The sequence below is a fragment of the Phyllobacterium myrsinacearum genome (genome assembly GCF_014138285.1).
Lineage (GTDB): Bacteria > Pseudomonadota > Alphaproteobacteria > Rhizobiales > Rhizobiaceae > Phyllobacterium > Phyllobacterium myrsinacearum_A.
Window position 1 is genome coordinate 1,382,863 of the sequence record NZ_JACGXN010000001.1, and the last position, 17,493, is coordinate 1,400,355.

At 57.8% G+C, this 17,493-nt stretch carries 21 protein-coding genes; 5 read left to right on the top strand and 16 right to left on the bottom strand.

The genetic code is table 11. The features are described from left to right. Position 1: 1 nt before the first annotated feature. From FHW16_RS06830 to rph, 14 genes are all read right to left on the bottom strand, one after another. Positions 2–349 carry a 2Fe-2S iron-sulfur cluster-binding protein gene (locus tag FHW16_RS06830; RefSeq protein ID WP_182548345.1) on the bottom strand — a complete coding sequence of 116 codons (348 nt, stop codon included), beginning with the start codon at positions 347–349 and terminating at the stop codon, positions 2–4. Positions 350–357: 8 nt separating this feature from the next. Further along, a complete protein-coding gene (locus tag FHW16_RS06835) occupies positions 358–1,383 on the bottom strand; it encodes an NAD(P)/FAD-dependent oxidoreductase (RefSeq protein ID WP_182548346.1) in 1,026 nt (341 codons plus the stop codon). 40 nt (positions 1,384–1,423) lie between these two features. Beyond that, positions 1,424–1,954 (bottom strand): DUF934 domain-containing protein, encoded by a 531-nt coding sequence (locus FHW16_RS06840; protein WP_182548956.1) that lies wholly within the window; start codon positions 1,952–1,954, stop codon positions 1,424–1,426. Positions 1,955–1,959: 5 nt separating this feature from the next. After that, positions 1,960–2,715, bottom strand: coding sequence for a phosphoadenylyl-sulfate reductase (locus FHW16_RS06845; protein WP_182548347.1), 756 nt, complete (start codon positions 2,713–2,715; stop codon positions 1,960–1,962). Continuing rightward, on the bottom strand, positions 2,705–4,375 hold the full coding sequence (locus FHW16_RS06850) for a nitrite/sulfite reductase (RefSeq protein ID WP_182548348.1): 1,671 nt from the start codon (positions 4,373–4,375) through the stop codon (positions 2,705–2,707). The genes FHW16_RS06845 and FHW16_RS06850 overlap by 11 nt, the downstream gene beginning before the upstream one ends. 23 nt (positions 4,376–4,398) lie before the next feature. Beyond that, positions 4,399–4,713, bottom strand: coding sequence for a DUF2849 domain-containing protein (locus FHW16_RS06855; RefSeq protein WP_182548349.1), 315 nt, complete (start codon positions 4,711–4,713; stop codon positions 4,399–4,401). An 18-nt stretch (positions 4,714–4,731) separates the two neighbouring features. Next, positions 4,732–6,219: a siroheme synthase CysG gene (gene cysG, locus FHW16_RS06860; RefSeq protein WP_432652013.1), complete on the bottom strand. Its 1,488-nt coding sequence runs from the start codon at positions 6,217–6,219 to the stop codon at positions 4,732–4,734. 263 nt (positions 6,220–6,482) lie between these two features. After that, positions 6,483–7,184, bottom strand: a complete 702-nt coding sequence (locus tag FHW16_RS06865) for a methyltransferase family protein (RefSeq protein WP_182548351.1) — start codon at positions 7,182–7,184, stop codon at positions 6,483–6,485. A 42-nt stretch (positions 7,185–7,226) separates the two neighbouring features. After that, complete coding sequence (locus FHW16_RS06870) at positions 7,227–7,592, bottom strand: YraN family protein (RefSeq protein ID WP_182548352.1); 366 nt, start codon at positions 7,590–7,592, stop codon at positions 7,227–7,229. After that, positions 7,589–8,488: a 16S rRNA (cytidine(1402)-2'-O)-methyltransferase gene (rsmI, locus tag FHW16_RS06875; RefSeq protein WP_182548353.1), complete on the bottom strand. Its 900-nt coding sequence runs from the start codon at positions 8,486–8,488 to the stop codon at positions 7,589–7,591. The genes FHW16_RS06870 and rsmI overlap by 4 nt, the downstream gene beginning before the upstream one ends. A gap of 9 nt (positions 8,489–8,497) precedes the next feature. Next, positions 8,498–9,670, bottom strand: coding sequence for a radical SAM family heme chaperone HemW (gene hemW, locus FHW16_RS06880; RefSeq protein WP_182548354.1), 1,173 nt, complete (start codon positions 9,668–9,670; stop codon positions 8,498–8,500). After that, complete coding sequence (gene rdgB, locus FHW16_RS06885) at positions 9,670–10,314, bottom strand: RdgB/HAM1 family non-canonical purine NTP pyrophosphatase (RefSeq protein ID WP_182548355.1); 645 nt, start codon at positions 10,312–10,314, stop codon at positions 9,670–9,672. Before rdgB ends, hemW begins: the two co-directional genes overlap by 1 nt. Then, entirely contained in the window at positions 10,311–10,718 is a 408-nt protein-coding gene (locus FHW16_RS06890) for a VOC family protein (protein WP_182548356.1), read from the bottom strand. Before FHW16_RS06890 ends, rdgB begins: the two co-directional genes overlap by 4 nt. A gap of 12 nt (positions 10,719–10,730) precedes the next feature. Beyond that, on the bottom strand, positions 10,731–11,447 hold the full coding sequence (gene rph, locus FHW16_RS06895; RefSeq protein ID WP_091879166.1) for a ribonuclease PH: 717 nt from the start codon (positions 11,445–11,447) through the stop codon (positions 10,731–10,733). Between the two features lie 136 nt (positions 11,448–11,583). Between rph and hrcA the strand changes: the two genes are divergently transcribed. The 3 genes from hrcA to FHW16_RS06910 all read left to right on the top strand — a co-directional run bounded on the left by hrcA (position 11,584) and on the right by FHW16_RS06910 (position 14,256). Next, positions 11,584–12,654: a heat-inducible transcriptional repressor HrcA gene (hrcA, locus tag FHW16_RS06900; protein WP_182548357.1), complete on the top strand. Its 1,071-nt coding sequence runs from the start codon at positions 11,584–11,586 to the stop codon at positions 12,652–12,654. Between the two features lie 127 nt (positions 12,655–12,781). Then, positions 12,782–13,495 carry a nucleotide exchange factor GrpE gene (gene grpE / locus FHW16_RS06905; RefSeq protein WP_182548358.1) on the top strand — a complete coding sequence of 238 codons (714 nt, stop codon included), beginning with the start codon at positions 12,782–12,784 and terminating at the stop codon, positions 13,493–13,495. A 107-nt stretch (positions 13,496–13,602) separates the two neighbouring features. After that, positions 13,603–14,256 carry a trimeric intracellular cation channel family protein gene (locus FHW16_RS06910; RefSeq protein WP_182548359.1) on the top strand — a complete coding sequence of 218 codons (654 nt, stop codon included), beginning with the start codon at positions 13,603–13,605 and terminating at the stop codon, positions 14,254–14,256. Here FHW16_RS06910 and FHW16_RS06915 read toward each other — a convergent pair. Next, a complete protein-coding gene (locus FHW16_RS06915) occupies positions 14,248–15,240 on the bottom strand; it encodes an adenosine kinase (RefSeq protein WP_182548360.1) in 993 nt (330 codons plus the stop codon). The genes FHW16_RS06910 and FHW16_RS06915 overlap by 9 nt on opposite strands. A gap of 166 nt (positions 15,241–15,406) precedes the next feature. Here FHW16_RS06915 and FHW16_RS06920 point away from each other — a divergent pair, with 166 nt between their 5' ends. Then, positions 15,407–16,123, top strand: a complete 717-nt coding sequence (locus tag FHW16_RS06920) for a sulfate transporter family protein (protein WP_182548957.1) — start codon at positions 15,407–15,409, stop codon at positions 16,121–16,123. Here FHW16_RS06920 and nth read toward each other — a convergent pair. Next, on the bottom strand, positions 16,120–16,887 hold the full coding sequence (gene nth, locus FHW16_RS06925) for an endonuclease III (protein WP_246711629.1): 768 nt from the start codon (positions 16,885–16,887) through the stop codon (positions 16,120–16,122). The genes FHW16_RS06920 and nth overlap by 4 nt on opposite strands. 34 nt (positions 16,888–16,921) lie before the next feature. Here nth and FHW16_RS06930 point away from each other — a divergent pair, with 34 nt between their 5' ends. Continuing rightward, complete coding sequence (locus tag FHW16_RS06930; RefSeq protein ID WP_182548362.1) at positions 16,922–17,416, top strand: DUF2244 domain-containing protein; 495 nt, start codon at positions 16,922–16,924, stop codon at positions 17,414–17,416. The last annotated feature ends 77 nt before the right edge of the window (positions 17,417–17,493 follow it).

The window sequence follows — 17,493 nt, forward strand, 5'->3', positions numbered from 1 at the left end:
CTTAAGCCGCGACGCTGTCTTTCTGGGTATCAGGCGCCAGCGTGACTTCAAGGCCATTCAACGCCTCGGTCATGATCAACTGGCAGGACAGGCGCGAATTGTCCTCGACATGAAATGTCACATCCAGCTGATCGATTTCCTCGTCCTGCGGATCGTAGAGCTTCTGTGACCAGTCTTCGTTCACATAGACATGGCATGTACCGCAGGCGCAGGCACCGCCGCACTCTGCCTTGATATCAAGACCCCAGTCGCGGATCACCTCCATCACACGGAATCCCTCCAGCGCCTCCAGCGTATGGCGGTTGCCATGCTGATCAGTGACGTGGATATGGAGGGAGTCAGCGTTCATTGGCCGTCCTATGCCGCCTTCAGTTTCTTCTGCAGGGAGGTAGAGGAAGTCGTGTACTGGAAGATGATCCGCTCACCCGGCGCGACAATGCGCTTGGCGGCCTGGGACATCAGCGCCGCTTCATGGAAGCCCGACAGGATCAGCTTCAACTTGCCCGGATAGGTGTTGATATCGCCGATGGCGAAAATGCCGGGTTCCGAGGTCTCGAATTTCTCCGTATCCACGGCAATCAGGTTCTGGTCGAGATTGAGACCCCAATTGGCAATCGGACCGAGTTTCATCGTCAGACCAAAGAACGGCAGAAGACGCCCGGCTTCCAGAACTTCCTCGCCTTCGGCACCTTTGAGAATAACCTTGGTCAACTGGCCGTCGGTGCCTTCAAGACCGCCGAGTTGGCCCATACGGAATGTGACCCGGCCTTCTTTTTCCAGTGCCCACATCTTGTTGACGCTGTCCGGCGCAGCGCGGAACTCCGGGCGGCGATGCACGAGTGTCACTGATTTGGCGACCGGCTCGAGGTTGAGGGTCCAGTCCAGTGCAGAATCACCACCGCCGACGATAACCACGTCGTGGCCGCGGAAAGCCTCGATCTTGCGCACTGCATAATGAACGCTCGTACCTTCATAGAGTTCAATTTCCGGCACGGGCGGGCGCTTGGGCTGGAAAGAACCGCCGCCGGCGGCAATCACAATCACCTTGGTGATGAACGTTTCATCCGCATCGGTTTCCACCCGGAAACGCCCGTCTTCCAAACGCTCCAGCGCCGTAACCATGGTGGAGAAGTGGAACTGTGGTTCGAACGGTGCGATCTGCTTGAGCAGGTTTGTGGTCAGGTCCTGCCCGGTAACTTCGGGAAGGCCAGGAATATCGTAGATCGGTTTTTCCGGATAAAGCTCGGCGCATTGGCCGCCAGGCCGGTCCAGAATATCAATGACGTGGGCGCGCAGATCAAGCAGCCCGAGCTCGAATACGGCAAAGAGGCCAACCGGGCCGGCGCCGACGATGACTACATCTGTTTCAATGATATCGGACATGCAAAACCACTTTCCAGAAACGGCGTTGAGCGTGTTTGAATTATTGGGTATCAGGCACGCGGCGCCAGCTATAGTTACCCGCTTTGGTGTGTGAACCGCGGCCCGGCTGATAATAGACCGGCGTGTCATGCAGATTATGGTCGGCAAGGCGCGTCAGCGTGACTGCGTGGGTAACTTTCAGCGTGTCAAAGCCGGTGCGCAGCATATAGGCGACCTGGTCGATCAGTACGTCACCGACGGCTCGCAACTCGCCCTGAAACTGATGGCGGTCTTTCAGCACTTCGGCCTTTGAATAGGAACGCCCGTCGTTGAAAGCCGGAAACTGCAACGCAATCACCGGTATGGAACCAAGCAATGGCAGAAGCGGATCAATGCTCTCACCGGGCGCAACGGAGACGCCGATACGCCGGTTGGTCGCATTGCGGACCGTTTCATCCAACCCAAGCCAGACAGCCAGCGGCAGGATGACCGCCGGGGCATCACCCGCTTCCTCAAGCGTTTCAGCGGTGATGTAGGGATCTTCGCGGAACCCCTCGCGGGCCCATAGCTGGCTCTCGGGCTTTTCAGAAATGTCGGTCATAGATTCGAATCCGTCAGGGAAATATTGCTCAATTGGTCGGTCAGGCCAGTCAGGTGGATACCGCATTCGGTTTTATCACTCCCCGCCCAACGGCCGGCACGGTCATCCTCGCCGTCCTTGACCGGCGATGTACACGGCATACAGCCGATTGACCGGTAACCTTCGGCAATGAGCGGATGCGGCGGCAACTGATTGGTGGCCATGTAGGCTTTCAGGTCTGCCGAGGTCCAGCGCGCCAGCGGATTGATGCGCACGCGCGCACTGACAGCTTCGAACACCGGCAGCGCCGTGCGTGTTGAAGCCTGAAACTGCTTGCGGCCCGTCATCCAGGCGCGATAGGGCGCGACGGCGCGCGCCATCGGCTCGACCTTGCGGATGTAGCAGCAGCGATCCTTGTTGGTCATGGAGAGCGCCCCGAAAGGATCTTCGTCCTTCAGGCTTTGCTTCAGAGGATGAATATCCTGCACATCGGTCAAGCCGAGATCATGCACGAGCTGGTCACGATAACGTAGCGTTGCCGGAAAATGCTTGCCGGTCTCGAGAAAGAGCACCGGTAAGGCGCGATCCACCTGTGCAATCAGGTGCAGAAGCACCGACGATTCCGCACCGAAAGAGGACACCACCGCGATCTCCTCGTTGAAGAGATGATCAATGGCAAGCTCTATGATGGCGGAGGGTTCGAGATTGCCGTAGCGGGCTTCAAGCGCACGCGCTTCATCCGCTACGGTGATCTCGTTGGCTTCATGCAGCATTTGCAGCCTCGCTATAAAGCGCGTCCTTGAAGGGAGCCGCGCCCAGTCGCCGATAGGCAGCAAGGAAGGTCTCTTCCTTGTCCGTCCGCACTTCGAGATAGCGGTCGACGATGGTTTCGATCGCATCGACGATTTCTTCGGAAGAGAAGCCGCGCCCGGTGATGTCACCGATGGTGCAGATCTCGTCACCGGACCCGCCGAGAGAAATCTGATAGAGTTCCTCGCCCTTCTTCTCGACACCGAGAATGCCGATATGACCGACATGGTGATGTCCGCAGGCATTGATGCAGCCTGAAATTTTCAGCTTGAGCTCGCCGATGTCAGCCTGACGTGCCGGATCGGCGAAACGCTCCGATATGCGTTGGGCAACAGGAATGGAGCGGGCAGTCGCCAGCGCACAATAGTCGAGACCGGGGCAGGAAATAATATCCGTGATCAGCCCAGCATTGGCCGTGGCCAGACCATCGGTCAAAAGCAGGTCGTACACGATACGCAGATCGGCAATCGCCACATGCGGCAGAATGAGGTTTTGCTCATGGCTGACCCGGATTTCGTCCTGGGAGAACTGTTCGGCAATATCGGCAACCAGATCCATCTGGGCATCGGTTGCATCGCCCGGAATGCCGCCAATCGGCTTCAGGGAAATGGTGACGACACCGTAATCCGGATTCTTGTGCGGCGTTACATTCTGGTCGACCCAGGCAGCAAAGGCATGGTCAGCCTTGCGGGCGCTGGCGAGTGCCGACCAGCCTTCCGGCCGCTGCGGCAGGTGCGGTGGACGGAAATAACTGTCGATAGCGTCAACATCGGTCTGCGGCAGCTTCAGATCACTGTTTTTCAGCGCCAGCCATTCGATTTCCACCTGACGGGTCAATTCTTCCGTGCCGGTTTCATGCACGAGGATTTTGATGCGTGCCTTGTACTTGTTGTCACGGCGGCCGTTCAGATTGTACACGCGCATGATCGCGGTCGTGTAGGTCAGCAAATCCTCAACAGGCAGGAAGTCGCGAATCTTCTTGGCAACCATAGGCGTGCGGCCCTGTCCGCCACCGACATAGACAGCAAAACCAATCTCGCCTGCTTCGTTCTTTTTCAGATGCAGGCCGATATCGTGCACCTGAATAGCCGCACGGTCGCGCTCGGCGCCGGTGACGGCGATCTTGAACTTGCGCGGCAGATAGGAGAATTCCGGATGCATCGACGACCACTGGCGCAGAATTTCCGCATAGGGTCGCGGATCGGCAATCTCATCGGCGGCAGCACCGGCGAAATGATCGGCGGTGACGTTGCGGATGCAGTTGCCCGATGTCTGCAGGGCGTGCATCTCGACTTCGGCAAGTTCATCGAGCACCTTCGGCATGTCTTTGAGCGCAGGCCAATTATACTGCAGGTTCTGGCGGGTGGTGAAGTGGCCATAACCGCGGTCATAGGTGCGGGCAATGTGGGCAAGCTTGCGCATCTGGCGCGCTGACAATGTGCCATAGGGGATGGCGACACGCAGCATGTAGGCATGCAGCTGCAGATAGACGCCATTCATCAGCCGCAGCGGGCGGAACTGTTCCTCGGTCAGTTCACCAGCAAGCCGGCGCTCGACCTGATCCTTGAACTGCTCAACGCGGGCTGAAACAAACGCGTGATCAAACTCATCGTAACGATACATTCTGCAGGGCCTTCGATTATCAGTTAAGCGGCGTTCGCAGCGGGCTTTTCAGCCTGCTTGCCAAGATCAAGACGGACAGTAGGGCCGAGCTGGCGGATGCGCTCGCGCAACCGGACCGGATAAAGGTGCTCACCACGTTCTTCCACATCGATGACGTTGACGTCGATGACGAGGTTGGACCTGATTGCCGCCTTGCCTGCCTCTTCAAGCGCAGCCGCGGCTTCCGCATGGCGCGCCACGAGGGCACCATCGATATGATCGAGCCAATCGCCATTGGCTCCAAGCCATACGGCTTCACCATCGGTCAGACGGTTTGCGGTGAGAACTTTAACACTCATGATCATCATCCTTCGCGGTCAAGCGGCATTGGTCTGGAGGTGGCGTTCGGCCACAGAATGGGTTGGCAGGCGGGCAGCCAGCGGTTCCGCCTTGTCGATTGCAGCACCAGCAACGGCATCGCCAATAACCACCATGACGGGGCCATCAAGGTCGAGGCGCTGTTCCAGTGCGGGCAAATCCTGCAATGTGCCATGGAACATGCGCCTGTCTGCACGGCCGGCATTTTCGATAACGGCCACACCGGTATCAGCGTGCAGACCGGCGGTCATCAGGCGTTCGGCAACGGAGGCGGCGACGCTGCGGCCCATATACACCGCGATTGTCGCCCCCGAAATGGCGAGGCGAGCCCAATCGGGCAGCACTTCGCCTGCCATGTCATGACCCGTGGTGAACACAAGGGAGGATGCGACACCACGCAGGGTCAGAGGCAATTGCATATCGGCAGCGGCGGCAAAGGCCGAAGTGATGCCGGGAACAATCTCGAAAGGAATACCGGCGGAACGCAGCGCGGCCATTTCTTCACCCGCACGGCCATAGACCAGCGGATCACCTGATTTAAGGCGCACGACACGTTTGCCTTCGCGACCGAGCGAGACGAGAAGCTCGTTGATTTCGCCCTGGCTCTTGGAATGGCAACCTTTGCGTTTGCCGACGGAAAGCCGGGCCGCATCGCGGCGCCCCATGGATACCACGGCTTCCGGCACCAGCGCATCGTAGACGATGACATCAGCTTCCATCAGCACGCGATGCGCGCGCAGAGTGAGCAGATCCTCGGCACCAGGGCCAGCGCCCACCAACCAGACATACCCCTTCGGCTCGTCCTGATTGTCGAGAAGCAATCCGGCAGCCTGACGGGCTCCGTCGAGATCATTGTTATAAACCTTGCCGGCCACATCACCGGAGAAGAACGAACGCCAGAAGACACGGCGCGACAGGCCCTTCTTCACCAGTTTTTCAACAGCGGGGCGGTAGGCGTTGGCCAGACGAGCAAGATCGCCCAGACGCGGCGAGAACGCCGCATCGATGCGAGCGCGGATAAGTTGCGTCATGACAGGGCCTGTGCCTTCCGAACCAATGGCAATGGCTATCGGCGCACGGTTGACAATGGCGGGTGTAAAGAAATCGCAGAGTTCCGGACGGTCAACCACATTGACCGGGACGCGCTGACGGCGCGCCTCGGCGGCAATGGCGCCGTCCTGCACTTCGTCGCCCGTGGCGACGAAAACCAGTTTTGCACCGGAGAGGTGTTCAGGAGAAAAGTTTTCCGCAACAAGCTCATGACGGCCAGCACGGATGAACTTGGCGAGCTCGTGTTCCGGCTCAGCAGCAACAACGCGGATTTTCGCATTCGTTTGCGCCAGAAGCCGCGCCTTGTTCAGCGCCTCCTCGCCATGCCCAACAACCACAACCACTTCATTCCGCACGCGGAAGAAGGCAGGAAAGACAGAAAGCTGGTTGGCATGAGTGGACATAAGCAAGACAATCCCGGTGAATACTGGGATTATCGTTGATTGGACAGATCTTTATAAGGAACAGAAGTGCGCCAAATCGAACGGCAGAGCATGGAATTTCTGAAAATCCCGGAACAAGCGGATTCTCTTTCTACACCGCACGAGAAAACACATGCCCAGCCTTAGCCCAAACTGGCAAAGCGGAACATGCGGCAACTAACGGCATCGGTTCAAGTGCGACCGATCCGATACACGACTACTTCTATCGTGTTAACACAGAAATGCAAGCCTTTTTCTTTTTGCCCTGCAAATGACCTTCACCATACTGACGGAATGAGGCGGCAACGCACCTGCCGGCAATAGGCGGTGTAACCCGGCAAATTCGCCTTGAGATATTTTTCCTCGTCGAGCAGACGGACAACGATCACCAAACTGAGCGCGACAGCAAAGGGAAGGGACCAAACCGATCCAAGCGCCAAGAACGAGGCGATGAAAGCCAGAACACAGCCGGAATACATGGGATGCCGAACGATGCCATAGGGACCGGTCGCGATGACATTCTGCCCGGATTTGACTTCGATAATGCTTGAAGCATGGGTGTTTTCGCGAAAGGCAAGGAAGACAATCCAGATGCCGATGAGAAAAGCGATATTTCCAAGCACGACCACCGAGAACGGCAAAGGCAGGCCGGTCAAGTGGCGTTCAATGCCGGGCACAACGACCATGGCACAGGCAGCCACGCTGGCGGCGGTCTGGATCCGTTTCTGGCTTGGCTCGCGCTCGGCCGTCGGTCCCGCTTTCAATCGTGTCTCGATCAGCGCCGGATCATGTTTGAGAAAGTAAAAAGAGATGAAACCCGTGCTGACGCTGAAGACCAGCCAGAAGAGCCAGCCTTGCCAGAAAGACAGTGACCATGCGGGCAGCATAAGCAGCAGCCAAAGACCAACGATGCCCTTTAACTGGCCCTGCCATACCTTCCTTCGCAGTTCGTCCGGTGAAAGATGTGTTGGCACAGTCATTCCTCCTTTCGTGCGGCAGGCTAATCCAAAAGCGGGCTGTCTTTAAGTTAAAAAAACCGCAGGAACATGCACCGGCCAGCGCCATGGCAGGACAGCCACCATATCAAAGCGCAGCGACAATTTGGCGTAGTCGGGTTGACGGGCAAGCCAAAGGTCTGCAGCCGATTCAATCCGCCTCGCGGTTGTCCCGGTTATCGCATCCATTGCCTGCTCGATCGTCCGGCGTGCTTTCACTTCGACGATGAGAACAAGGTCGCCGCGCCGGGCAATAAGGTCGATCTCGCCAAGTCTGGTGCGGTAGCGCCGCTCTACAATACGGAAGCCTTTCAGCATCAGGGCAAGAGCAGCGAAATACTCGGCCGAGTGGCCGCGCCTGTAGGCCGTGTGCCTCTTGCCCCGACCTGTCATTTCATTGCGAGCAGTCGCTGATAGAGCTCGCCTTTGGGGCGTCCCGTCATGCGTGCCGCTTCACCTGCTGCTTTGGCCGGTGACATTTCGAGAGCAAGCGCGCGCAACAGCGCATCAATATCATCGTCCGTACGGGCAATGTTCTGATCGCCCTGGGGCGGCCCGACAACAAGCACGACCTCGCCGCGGATACGGTCCTCGCCATCAAATTCCGCTGCAAGTTCTGCCAGTGGCAGGGTAACGATGGTCTCATAGGTTTTGGTCAGTTCGCGGCACAGCGATGCCTGCCGTTTCGGACCGAAGACCGCGACCATATCCGCCAATGTCGCAGCAGCGCGATTGGGCGATTCAAAGAACACCAGCGCGGCATCCAGCGTTTTCAGCGATTCAAGTTTGGATCGGCGTTGCCCCTGTTTCGACGACAGAAATCCGGCAAAGTAAAAACTGTCGGTGAACAGGCCCGAGGCCGTCAACGCGGCGAGAACCGAGGATGCACCGGGAATCGGCACCACGCGGATGCCGGCTGCCTTGGCTTCCGGCACAAGACGCCCACCCGGATCGGAGACCAGCGGCGTCCCAGCATCTGATACCAGCGCTACGCTTTTCCCTGCGAGCAAGGCTTCGATCAGTTTGGGCCCGACTTCCCCGGCATTGTGTTCATGATAGGCATAGGGACGGCGGGTAATCCCGTATCTGTCCAGAAGAACACGGCTGACGCGGGTATCCTCGCAGGCGATCACATCCGCCGCTGCAAGGGTTTCTATGCCGCGCAGCGTCATATCGCCGAGATTACCGATGGGCGTGGCGACGATATACAACGCGGGCTCAAGCGGCCGGGCACGAAACGCCGTATTGCCGATCTGATAGTCCCGTTCCCTGGCTTCCCCGTCAGACACGCTGCACCCTCACGCTGCCAGATCGGCAATGACCGCATTCAGAACGATCGCACCTTCGGGCGTCGTGCGGATGCGGCTGTTGCCGATATATTCGATCAGACCCTGTTCGGCCAAGGAAATTACGCGCTTCTCCTTGACGCTGTGGCCGGTCAACCGCTCATAACGGGCAAGATCGATACCCTCGACAAGCCGCAGGCCCATGAGCAGGAATTCATCGCCTTCCTGCTCGCCAGTCAGCAGCTCTTCTTCGACAACGCCATGGCCATCAGCCTCAACCTTGGCAACCCAGGTTTCCGGGTGACGTTCGGTGATCGTCACGGCGCGCTTGCCGTTCTCGATAAAGCGGCCGTGTGCGCCAGGGCCAACGCCGACATATTCGCCATATCGCCAATAGACGAGATTGTGCTGGGACTCTGCGCCGGGGGCCGCGTGATTGGAAATCTCGTAGGCAGGCAGGCCACGCTGGGCCGTGACTTCCTGCGTTTCCGCATAGAGCGCGGCCGCGTGATCGCCGTCGGGCGTGACAAGTTTGCCGGCCTTCCACAACTGGTAGAAGGGCGTGCCTTCCTCAATCGTCAATTGATAGAGCGACAGATGATCGGCAGCGTAGGAAATCGCGCGGTTCAGTTCGTCGCGCCATGCCTCGATGGTTTGATCCGGCCGGGCATAGATCAGATCAAAGGACAGGCGTGGAAAAATATCGCGCGCCAGCCCGATTGCCACCAAAGCTTCCTCGACATTGTGCATGCGTCCGAGTCGACGCAGATCAGCGTCATTCAACGCCTGTACGCCGAGCGAAACACGATTGACGCCCGCAGCACGGTACCCGCGAAAGCGGTTGGCTTCAACACTGGTTGGATTGGCTTCCAGCGTGATCTCGATATTGTCAGGCACTGTCCAGTTCCTGGCGATCTCATTGAGCACCGACCCGACGGTTTCCGGCTCCATCAGGGACGGTGTGCCGCCGCCAAGGAAAATACTGGAAATCGTGCGCGGCCCGGTACGTTCGCGCATGGTTGCCATTTCGCGGGCAAAGGCTGCCGTGAACCGCATTTGGTCCACCGGCTGGTGACGGACATGCGAATTGAAATCACAATAGGGGCACTTGGCCATGCAGAAGGGCCAGTGGACATAAACGCCAAAGCCCCCTTCTCCTTCCTGGCCCCGCCTCGGATGGGTCATCAGGCGCCCAGACAATCGCGGGCAAAATGCTGGAAAGCACGGGCACGATGCGACAGTGCGTCGGCTTCGCCAGGCTTCCAGCCATGCTTTTGTTCGGCAGTCATTTCTCCGAACGTCGCATCATAGCCCTGCGGCTTGAAAACCGGGTCGAAGCCAAAACCGGCAGTGCCGCGTGGCGGCCAGACAATCTCGCCTTCCACTTCGCCGCGATAATAGTTGGCTTCACCATCGGGCCAAGCGAGGCAGATCACCGAAACGAAGCGCCCGCCACGATCCTTGGCGTCGGTCACACCCTTTTCCTGCAGGGCGGTTTCAACCTTCTGCATTCCGTGAGCGAAATCCCGCTTGCCATCCGGCAGTTCGGCCCAGTTGGCCGTGTAAACGCCGGGGTCGCCGTCCAGAGCATCGACACAGAGGCCGGAATCGTCTGATAGCGCGACGAGACCGGTCGCCTTGGCCGCCGCGAAAGCCTTGATATAGGCGTTCTCTTCGAAGGTGGTTCCGGTTTCATCCGGCTCCGGCAGACCGAGTTCACCGGCTGACACCACTTCGAAACCGAAGGGTCCGAGCAGATCGATCATTTCCTGTATCTTGCCCTTGTTGTGACTGGCAACGAGCAGCTTGCCTTTTTCGAGTGTTCTCATTTCAGGTTCCATAAAGCCGGTTCGGCAAATTCAATCGAGTTTCCGGACGGATCGCGGAAATACAGGGAGCGGGCGCCGTTCGGCCAATCAAATTCACTTTCGATGGCAACACCATTGGCTTGAAGATGGGACTTCCAGCCGGAAATTTCATCCCGCGTTGCGCGGAAGCAGACATGGCCCTGCCCCTTTGCACCATGAGCCGGAATGGGAAGTCCGCCTTTTGACCTTTCCTGCAGCTTTTCCGCATCGAACAGGATCAGGACGCCGGCGCCACAGCGAAAAAATACTGATTCATTGCCCGCCCGGAGGATAACATCCAATCCGAGTATATCGGCATAGAACCGTGCAGCCACGTCGACATCGGTCACATACAGTGCTGTTTCCAGAATACCCGATGGCTGCATGGTATTTTCCGCTTACGCGACCGCCATTTTCTGCAGGGAGACCAGCCGGGTGATGCCGTTGCGGGCAAGATCCATCAACGCCAGCAGTTCTTCCTGTGAGAAGGGTTCACCTTCCGCCGTTCCCTGCACTTCCACGATACCACCCTTGCCGGTCATGACGAAATTGGCATCGGTTTGTGCCGTGGAATCCTCGGCGTAATCCAGATCGATCACTGGCGTGCCGTTGGATATGCCGCAGGAAATGGCGGCCACATGATCTTTCAGCACCTTCTCGACCTTGAGCATCTGGCGCGTTTCCATCCAACGCAGGCATTCATGCAGGGCAACCCAGCCGCCGGTGATGGCTGCAGTGCGTGTACCGCCATCCGCCTGAATGACATCGCAATCCACGGTGATCTGTACTTCACCCAGTGCCTGCAGATCCACGACCGCCCGCAACGAACGCGCAATGAGCCGCTGGATTTCCAGGGTACGGCCGCCCTGCTTGCCCGATGAAGCTTCGCGGCGCATGCGATCACCGGTCGAACGTGGCAGCATGCCGTATTCCGCTGTCACCCAGCCTTTGCCGGTGTTGCGCATCCAGCCCGGAACTTTTTCCTCAAGGCTGGCGGTGCACAGAACGTGCGTATCGCCAAACTTGACCAGGCATGAGCCTTCAGCATGTTTGGAAACGCCGCGCTCGAAGGAAATGGCGCGCATTTCATCTGGGGCTCGCTTGGAAGGACGCATGGAATGACCTCTCGAAAATATGATTGTCCGGCCTTTTAGAGCAACAGACGCTTAAATGGAACCATGAAGCAAAAGCTTTGATGATTGAGCCAACAATGCCTATATTCCTCCGTGAAGAACAAGGGCGTCAGACACAATGAACAAGGCAGTTGCCCCCGAACCATTGCAATCGTTGGACCAGCGGTCACGGGATATTTTCAGGCGTATCGTGGAGAGCTATCTCGGTGACGGCGAGCCGGTGGGATCGCGCAACCTTTCGCGGATTCTGCCTGTGACCTTGTCACCTGCGACAATCCGCAATGTCATGAGCGATCTTGAGCATCTCGGCCTTGTCTACGCGCCACATATCTCGGCGGGCCGGCTGCCGACCCAACTGGGTCTGCGGTTTTTTGTCGATGCTTTCATGGAAGTGGGCGATCTCTCCTCGGACGAGCGCAATTCCATCGAGGCACAGGTGCGCGCCGGAGGTGACGCCCAGTCGACGGAGAATGTCCTTACGCAGGCCAGCCAGATACTGTCAGGCATGTCGCGTGGCGCCGGACTGGTGCTGGCGACAAAAGCGGAAGGCGCCCTCAAACACATCGAGTTCGTCCGTCTGGAGCCAACAAAGGCGCTGGCAGTTCTGGTCACCCAAAGCGGCGACATCGAAAACCGGGTCATCGACCTGCCACCGGGCGTTACGCCGTCGCAGCTCATCGAAGCATCGAATTTTCTCAATGCGCACATTCAGGGCCGCACAATCACCGAAGCGCGTGCCGAGATTGCCCGGCTGAAGGATGAAACCCAGCAGGCACTCGATGCCCTGTCGCAACATCTTGTCGAAGAGGGATTGGCGGTCTGGGGCGGTGCGGGTGGCGGACAGCCTCCCCGGCTCATCGTGCGCGGACGCGGCAACCTGCTTGATTCCATCAATGCAGAAGCGGATCTCGACCGCCTGCGCCACTTGTTTGATGACCTCGAAACCAAGGAGGGCACGATTCAGCTGCTTGATCTAGCGGAGGCCGGATCAGGGGTGCGCATTTTCATCGGTTCGGAAAACAAGCTGTTCTCGCTTTCGGGCTCGTCTCTGGTGATTGCGCCTTACCGCGACTCGGAACAACGGGTCATTGGTGCCCTCGGCGTTATCGGCCCAACCCGGCTGAATTACGCGCGCATCGTCCCAATGGTGGATTACACGGCACAACTGGTCTCAAGACTGTTGCGCTAGGGCAAAGGATCCGGAACCTGCAGCATTGCGAAGTGTGAACTTCCTGTGCCGCAGGCATTTGCACTTGATTTTCATGGTCTAAACCTCGATATCCAGCGCACATTCGATTTATGAACGGACAGGATAGATGACTGAAGAAAAGAAACATCATGACGCACCCGATCTCGATCAGCGCGATCTGAAGAATCCGCGCGACCGTGATGCGCTGAAGCGTGCCGCCGATGATTTTCTGAAATCGCGCAAGGCGGAAGAATATGCCATGGCGCAGGAAGAAGACGAGCAGGCGGAAGCTGCCAGCAGCGCCGAACTTGATGCATTGCGCGCGGAAAATGGTGATCTGCGCGATCAGTTGCTGCGTCTCGCCGCCGATATGGAAAACCTGCGCAAGCGCACCGCCCGCGATGTTCACGATGCGCGCGCCTATTCGGTTGCCAATTTCGCCCGCGACATGCTCTCGGTTTCCGACAATCTGAAGCGTGCGCTCGAAGCCATTCCTGCCGATGCACTGGCCAATGGCGATGCCGGGTTCAAAGCACTGGCCGAAGGCGTGGAAATGACCGAACGGTCGATGATGTCTGCGCTGGAACGGCATGGCGTCAAGAAGATCGAGCCACAAGGCCAGCGATTCGACCCGAATTTCCATCAGGCCATGTATGAAATCCCCAATTCTGATGTTCCGCACAATACGGTGCTGCAGGTTGCACAGGCCGGTTTCGTCATCGGGGACCGCATGCTGCGTCCGGCTCTCGTTGGCGTCTCCAAGGGTGGACCGAAGCAGGCAGCAGGCGAAGGTCAGGCAGAGCCGGGCCCGATCAACCCGCAGGCGGAAAAAGACGCCTGATCTCATCAACAACACAAAAACAAGGGCCACATTCCGGCAACGGGATGTGGCCTTTTTCATTCGCCCTGATCGTGCTCTATTGCAATTGACGCTCGGGGGAACAGCCAATGACCATGATCCAGATATTCAATTATGCGGGCGTTTTTGTCTTTGCCGCGACAGGCGGTCTCGCCGCCTCGCGCCGCCAGCTTGATATCATCGCTTTCGTGTTCCTGGCTTCGGTAACCGGTATCGGTGGCGGCACCTTGCGTGACCTTATTCTCGGCGTTCCCGTCTTTTGGGTCAGAGACCCCGGCTATATCCTTGTCTGTGCCGCGGCGGCAGTCATTGTCTACTTCTCCGCCAATCTGCTGGAATCACGCTACCGGCTTTTGTTGTGGCTCGATGCGCTGGGACTTTCAGCTTTTAGTGTCATGGGAGCGGCCAAAGCGCTGGCACTCGGCTTTGACCCGACAATTGCCGTTGTGACGGGCATTTTGACGGCTACGTTCGGCGGTGTGCTGCGTGATATCGTTTCGGGAGAGCCATCTGTACTGATGCGGCGTGAAATCTATGTCACCGCGGCGCTGGCCGGCTCAGCGGCCTACACGCTTCTGTTGGAGCTTTCGGCAGGGCCGGAAATTTCCGCATTGCTCGCCGCGCTGACCGCCTTTGCGGTTCGGGGCGGGGCGCTTTATTTTGGCTGGACCCTGCCCAATTACCACAAGGCGGGCCGCACGCCTGAAGAACTCAAGCGTGACGGCATTGTCCGGTCAGAGTAGTCCGGCCCGCTGGGCTGCGACTTTCAGATTTTGTGCAGGGCGAGGACCGATCTGCTGAATGACGAGACCGGCGGTCAACGACCCCAATCGCGCGCAATCGGTCAACGACCGGCCATTGGTGTAGCCGAACAGAAAGCCTGACGCATAAAGATCGCCTGCGCCTGTCGTATCCACCAGTTCGGCGATTTCAATTGCCGCGACGGCAACGGTTTCGTCTTTAGAGACAACAACCGAACCCTTTTCAGAACGGGTAATAGCGGCGAGCTTACAATCCTTGCGGATGGCATCGATGCCTTTTTCGAAATCGTCGGTCTGGTACAGCGACTTAAGCTCGGCTTCGTTGGCGAAAACGATATCCACGGTACCGGAGCGCATCAGATCGAGAAATTCTTCACGATAACGATCCACGCAGAAGGGGTCCGACAAGGTCATCGACACTTCGCGCTTGTGCTCATGAGCGATCTTTGCCGACAGGCGGATGGCTTCCTTGGCACGGGGCGGATCCCAGAGATAGCCTTCGAAATAGGTAACCTTGGCTTCCGATACTTTTGAGCTTTCCACGTCTTCCGGTCCAAGTTCGACGCAGGCACCGAGATAGGTGTTCATGGAGCGCTCACCATCGGGCGTGACAAAAATCATGGAGCGCGCCGTGGGTGGCGGCGCTTTCAGCACGCGTGTATCGAAAGCAACACCCTGCGCGCGGATATCATGGGTAAAGATGTGGCCGAGCGGATCATCGGCAACCTTGCCGAAATAGGCAGCGCGGCCGCCAAGGCTGGCAACACCTGCCGCCGTATTGCCGGCACTTCCGCCGGAGGCTTCGATGGCGGGACCCATGCGCTCATACAGAAATTCCGCACGCTCGGCATCGATCAGATTCATCGCATTTTTGATGATACCGTTCTTGACGATAAAATCATCATCCGTGCGGGCAATGATATCGACAATGGCATTGCCGATGCAAAGCACGTCATAACTCGACATGAAAACTCCAGGATTGATTCAATTGCTGTTCTTGGCCTCTGGTCTGGAAAGTCCTAGCCGGAACGAAGCGCCTTGACTACCCCCAATGCGTCTGAATGCCTTGTCTCTGCCGGGCAGGTTTCCTATGTCCGCAGTTCCAGACCAACAGACAGGAAAGAATGGCACCATGATCTTTGACAGCGCCCGCGCCGCCGCCAGCCACCTGTTCCGGCCTGAATTCCGGTCCGTTCTGTGGAAATCGCTCGGTATGACCATCCTGCTGCTGATCGGCGCGTGGTTTGGCATGCGGGAACTGTTTGAATTATTGGCGCTGCCCTTTTTCGATCAATGGGTGCCGGATCTGCCATCCTGGGCCGGCTGGCTTGGCTTTTTCGCCGGGATTTTCGCCAGTATCGCGCTTGCACTGGGGCTGGCGCTGCTGATTGCCCCGGTTTCCGCTATCGTGGCCGGGCTGTTTCTTGATGATGTGGCTGAAGTTGTGGAAAAGTCGGATTACCCGCTCGATCCGAGGGGCCGTCCGCTGCCGGTCCTGCGCTCCTTCGTGCTTTCGCTGAAATTCCTCGGCGTCGTCATCCTCGGCAATATCATCGCATTGCTGATGCTGCTGATTCCCGGTGTCAACATCATCGCGTTCTTTGTGGTGAACGGTTACCTGCTTGGCCGGGAATTCTTCGAGTTTGCCGCCATGCGATTTCGTCCGGAGATGGAAGCCAAGGCGCTGCGGTCCAAACATTCGACCACGGTGTTTCTAGCTGGTCTCGTGATTGCGACCTTCATGGCCATCCCGATCCTCAACCTTTTGACACCGCTGTTTGCCGCCGCCATGATGGTGCATCTGCACAAAGCCGTTGCGCAATCGGAACCGCCTGCGGCCCTGCGTTAAAATACCTGTGGAGGCAGCGACACCAGCGGCGCCGGTATTTCTGATGTCTTTTCTGCTGCCTTGCAGATATCGGCAATAACGCAGGCTGTGCATTCGGGCTTACGGGCCTTGCAGACATAGCGGCCGTGCAGAATCAGCCAATGATGGGCGTGATAGAGATATTCTGCCGGAATGACCTTCATGAGTTTGGCTTCAACCTGATCCGGCGTCTTGCCCGGCGCGAGGCCCAGCCGGTTGCCGATGCGGAATATGTGCGTGTCGACAGCCATTGTCGCTTGTCCGAAAGCCATGCTGAGAACCACATTGGCCGTCTTGCGGCCAACACCGGGAAGCTTGACCAGTTCGTCGCGATCAGCAGGCACTTCACTGCCATAATCCCGGATCAACACTTCTGAAAGCGCAATGACGTTCTTCGCCTTGTTGCGCCAGAGGCCTATGGTGCGAATATATTCTCCGACTTTTTCCACGCCGAGATCGCGCATCTTCTCAGGTGTATCGGCCACCTTGAACAGGGCACGGGTGGCCTTGTTGACGCCGACATCCGTCGCCTGGGCGGAAAGCGCAACCGCAACCAAAAGGGTAAAAGCATTGACGTGCTCAAGCTCGCCCTTGGGTTCCGGGCGCTGGATCGAGAACCGGCGAAAAATCTCATGGATTTCATCGGCGGTATAGCGCGTACCGGTGACAAGACGTGGCTTCCTTGTCGGTTTTTCAGCAATGGCGCTCACGTCAATCTGATCAACTTTGCTCTTGGGATTTTCCATGACCCTTCTATACTCAAGCGCCATGAGCCAAACAATGAACCCAATTGACGCTCCCTTGGGCAACGAAGAGGAAATTTTCCGCGCCCTTCTTGTGCCGCACCGTTCGCTTGGGCGAAAAGGCTTTGTCATTGTCATGGCCGCCATTGGCGGATGCAGTTTTCTGACGGGGCTTTTCTTCCTTTCGCTTGGAGCCTGGCCGGTGTTCGGCTTCTTTGGCCTTGACGTCTTCCTGGTCTATCTTGCCTTCCGGATGAACTATACGGCTGCCAAGGCGCATGAAGAGGTGAGTGTTTCAAGGATCGCGCTGCACATCAAACAGGTGGCACCTTCAGGGCGGACAAAGCTGCATGAGTTCAACCCGTTCTGGACCCGGTTCAATGTCGCGCGGCATGAGGAAATCGGCATTACCTCCATGCGCGTCGAAGGACAGGGCAAAGCGGTAACCATCGGCGCATTTCTCAATCCCGATGACCGCGAGAGTTTCGCATCGGCATTCACCCGGGCGCTGGCGACTGCCAAGGGCCGGTAGTTTTCCCAACAGTCTTCATTGCGTGCAAGAATCGGGTGGCAGATCAGGCCCCTGCATGGTCATATGGCACTCAACAT

Excerpts from the sequence above, each read along its gene's own strand:
- FHW16_RS06865 (WP_182548351.1), bottom strand. The coding sequence starts at position 7,184 with ATGACTGTGCCAACACATCTTTCACCGGACGAACTGCGAAGGAAGGTA.
- FHW16_RS06915 (WP_182548360.1), bottom strand. The coding sequence starts at position 15,240 with ATGTCGAGTTATGACGTGCTTTGCATCGGCAATGCCATTGTCGATATC.
- FHW16_RS06845 (WP_182548347.1), bottom strand. The coding sequence starts at position 2,715 with ATGCTGCATGAAGCCAACGAGATCACCGTAGCGGATGAAGCGCGTGCG.
- hemW (WP_182548354.1), bottom strand. The coding sequence starts at position 9,670 with ATGACCCATCCGAGGCGGGGCCAGGAAGGAGAAGGGGGCTTTGGCGTT.
- FHW16_RS06855 (WP_182548349.1), bottom strand. The coding sequence starts at position 4,713 with ATGAGTGTTAAAGTTCTCACCGCAAACCGTCTGACCGATGGTGAAGCC.
- FHW16_RS06870 (WP_182548352.1), bottom strand. The coding sequence starts at position 7,592 with ATGACAGGTCGGGGCAAGAGGCACACGGCCTACAGGCGCGGCCACTCG.
- FHW16_RS06830 (WP_182548345.1), bottom strand. The coding sequence starts at position 349 with ATGAACGCTGACTCCCTCCATATCCACGTCACTGATCAGCATGGCAAC.
- FHW16_RS06835 (WP_182548346.1), bottom strand. The coding sequence starts at position 1,383 with ATGTCCGATATCATTGAAACAGATGTAGTCATCGTCGGCGCCGGCCCG.
- rdgB (WP_182548355.1), bottom strand. The coding sequence starts at position 10,314 with ATGAGAACACTCGAAAAAGGCAAGCTGCTCGTTGCCAGTCACAACAAG.
- FHW16_RS06920 (WP_182548957.1), top strand. The coding sequence starts at position 15,407 with ATGATCTTTGACAGCGCCCGCGCCGCCGCCAGCCACCTGTTCCGGCCT.
- FHW16_RS06890 (WP_182548356.1), bottom strand. The coding sequence starts at position 10,718 with ATGCAGCCATCGGGTATTCTGGAAACAGCACTGTATGTGACCGATGTC.
- FHW16_RS06910 (WP_182548359.1), top strand. The coding sequence starts at position 13,603 with ATGACCATGATCCAGATATTCAATTATGCGGGCGTTTTTGTCTTTGCC.
- nth (WP_246711629.1), bottom strand. The coding sequence starts at position 16,887 with ATGGAAAATCCCAAGAGCAAAGTTGATCAGATTGACGTGAGCGCCATT.
- FHW16_RS06930 (WP_182548362.1), top strand. The coding sequence starts at position 16,922 with ATGAACCCAATTGACGCTCCCTTGGGCAACGAAGAGGAAATTTTCCGC.
- rph (WP_091879166.1), bottom strand. The coding sequence starts at position 11,447 with ATGCGTCCTTCCAAGCGAGCCCCAGATGAAATGCGCGCCATTTCCTTC.
- hrcA (WP_182548357.1), top strand. The coding sequence starts at position 11,584 with ATGAACAAGGCAGTTGCCCCCGAACCATTGCAATCGTTGGACCAGCGG.
- grpE (WP_182548358.1), top strand. The coding sequence starts at position 12,782 with ATGACTGAAGAAAAGAAACATCATGACGCACCCGATCTCGATCAGCGC.
- FHW16_RS06850 (WP_182548348.1), bottom strand. The coding sequence starts at position 4,375 with ATGTATCGTTACGATGAGTTTGATCACGCGTTTGTTTCAGCCCGCGTT.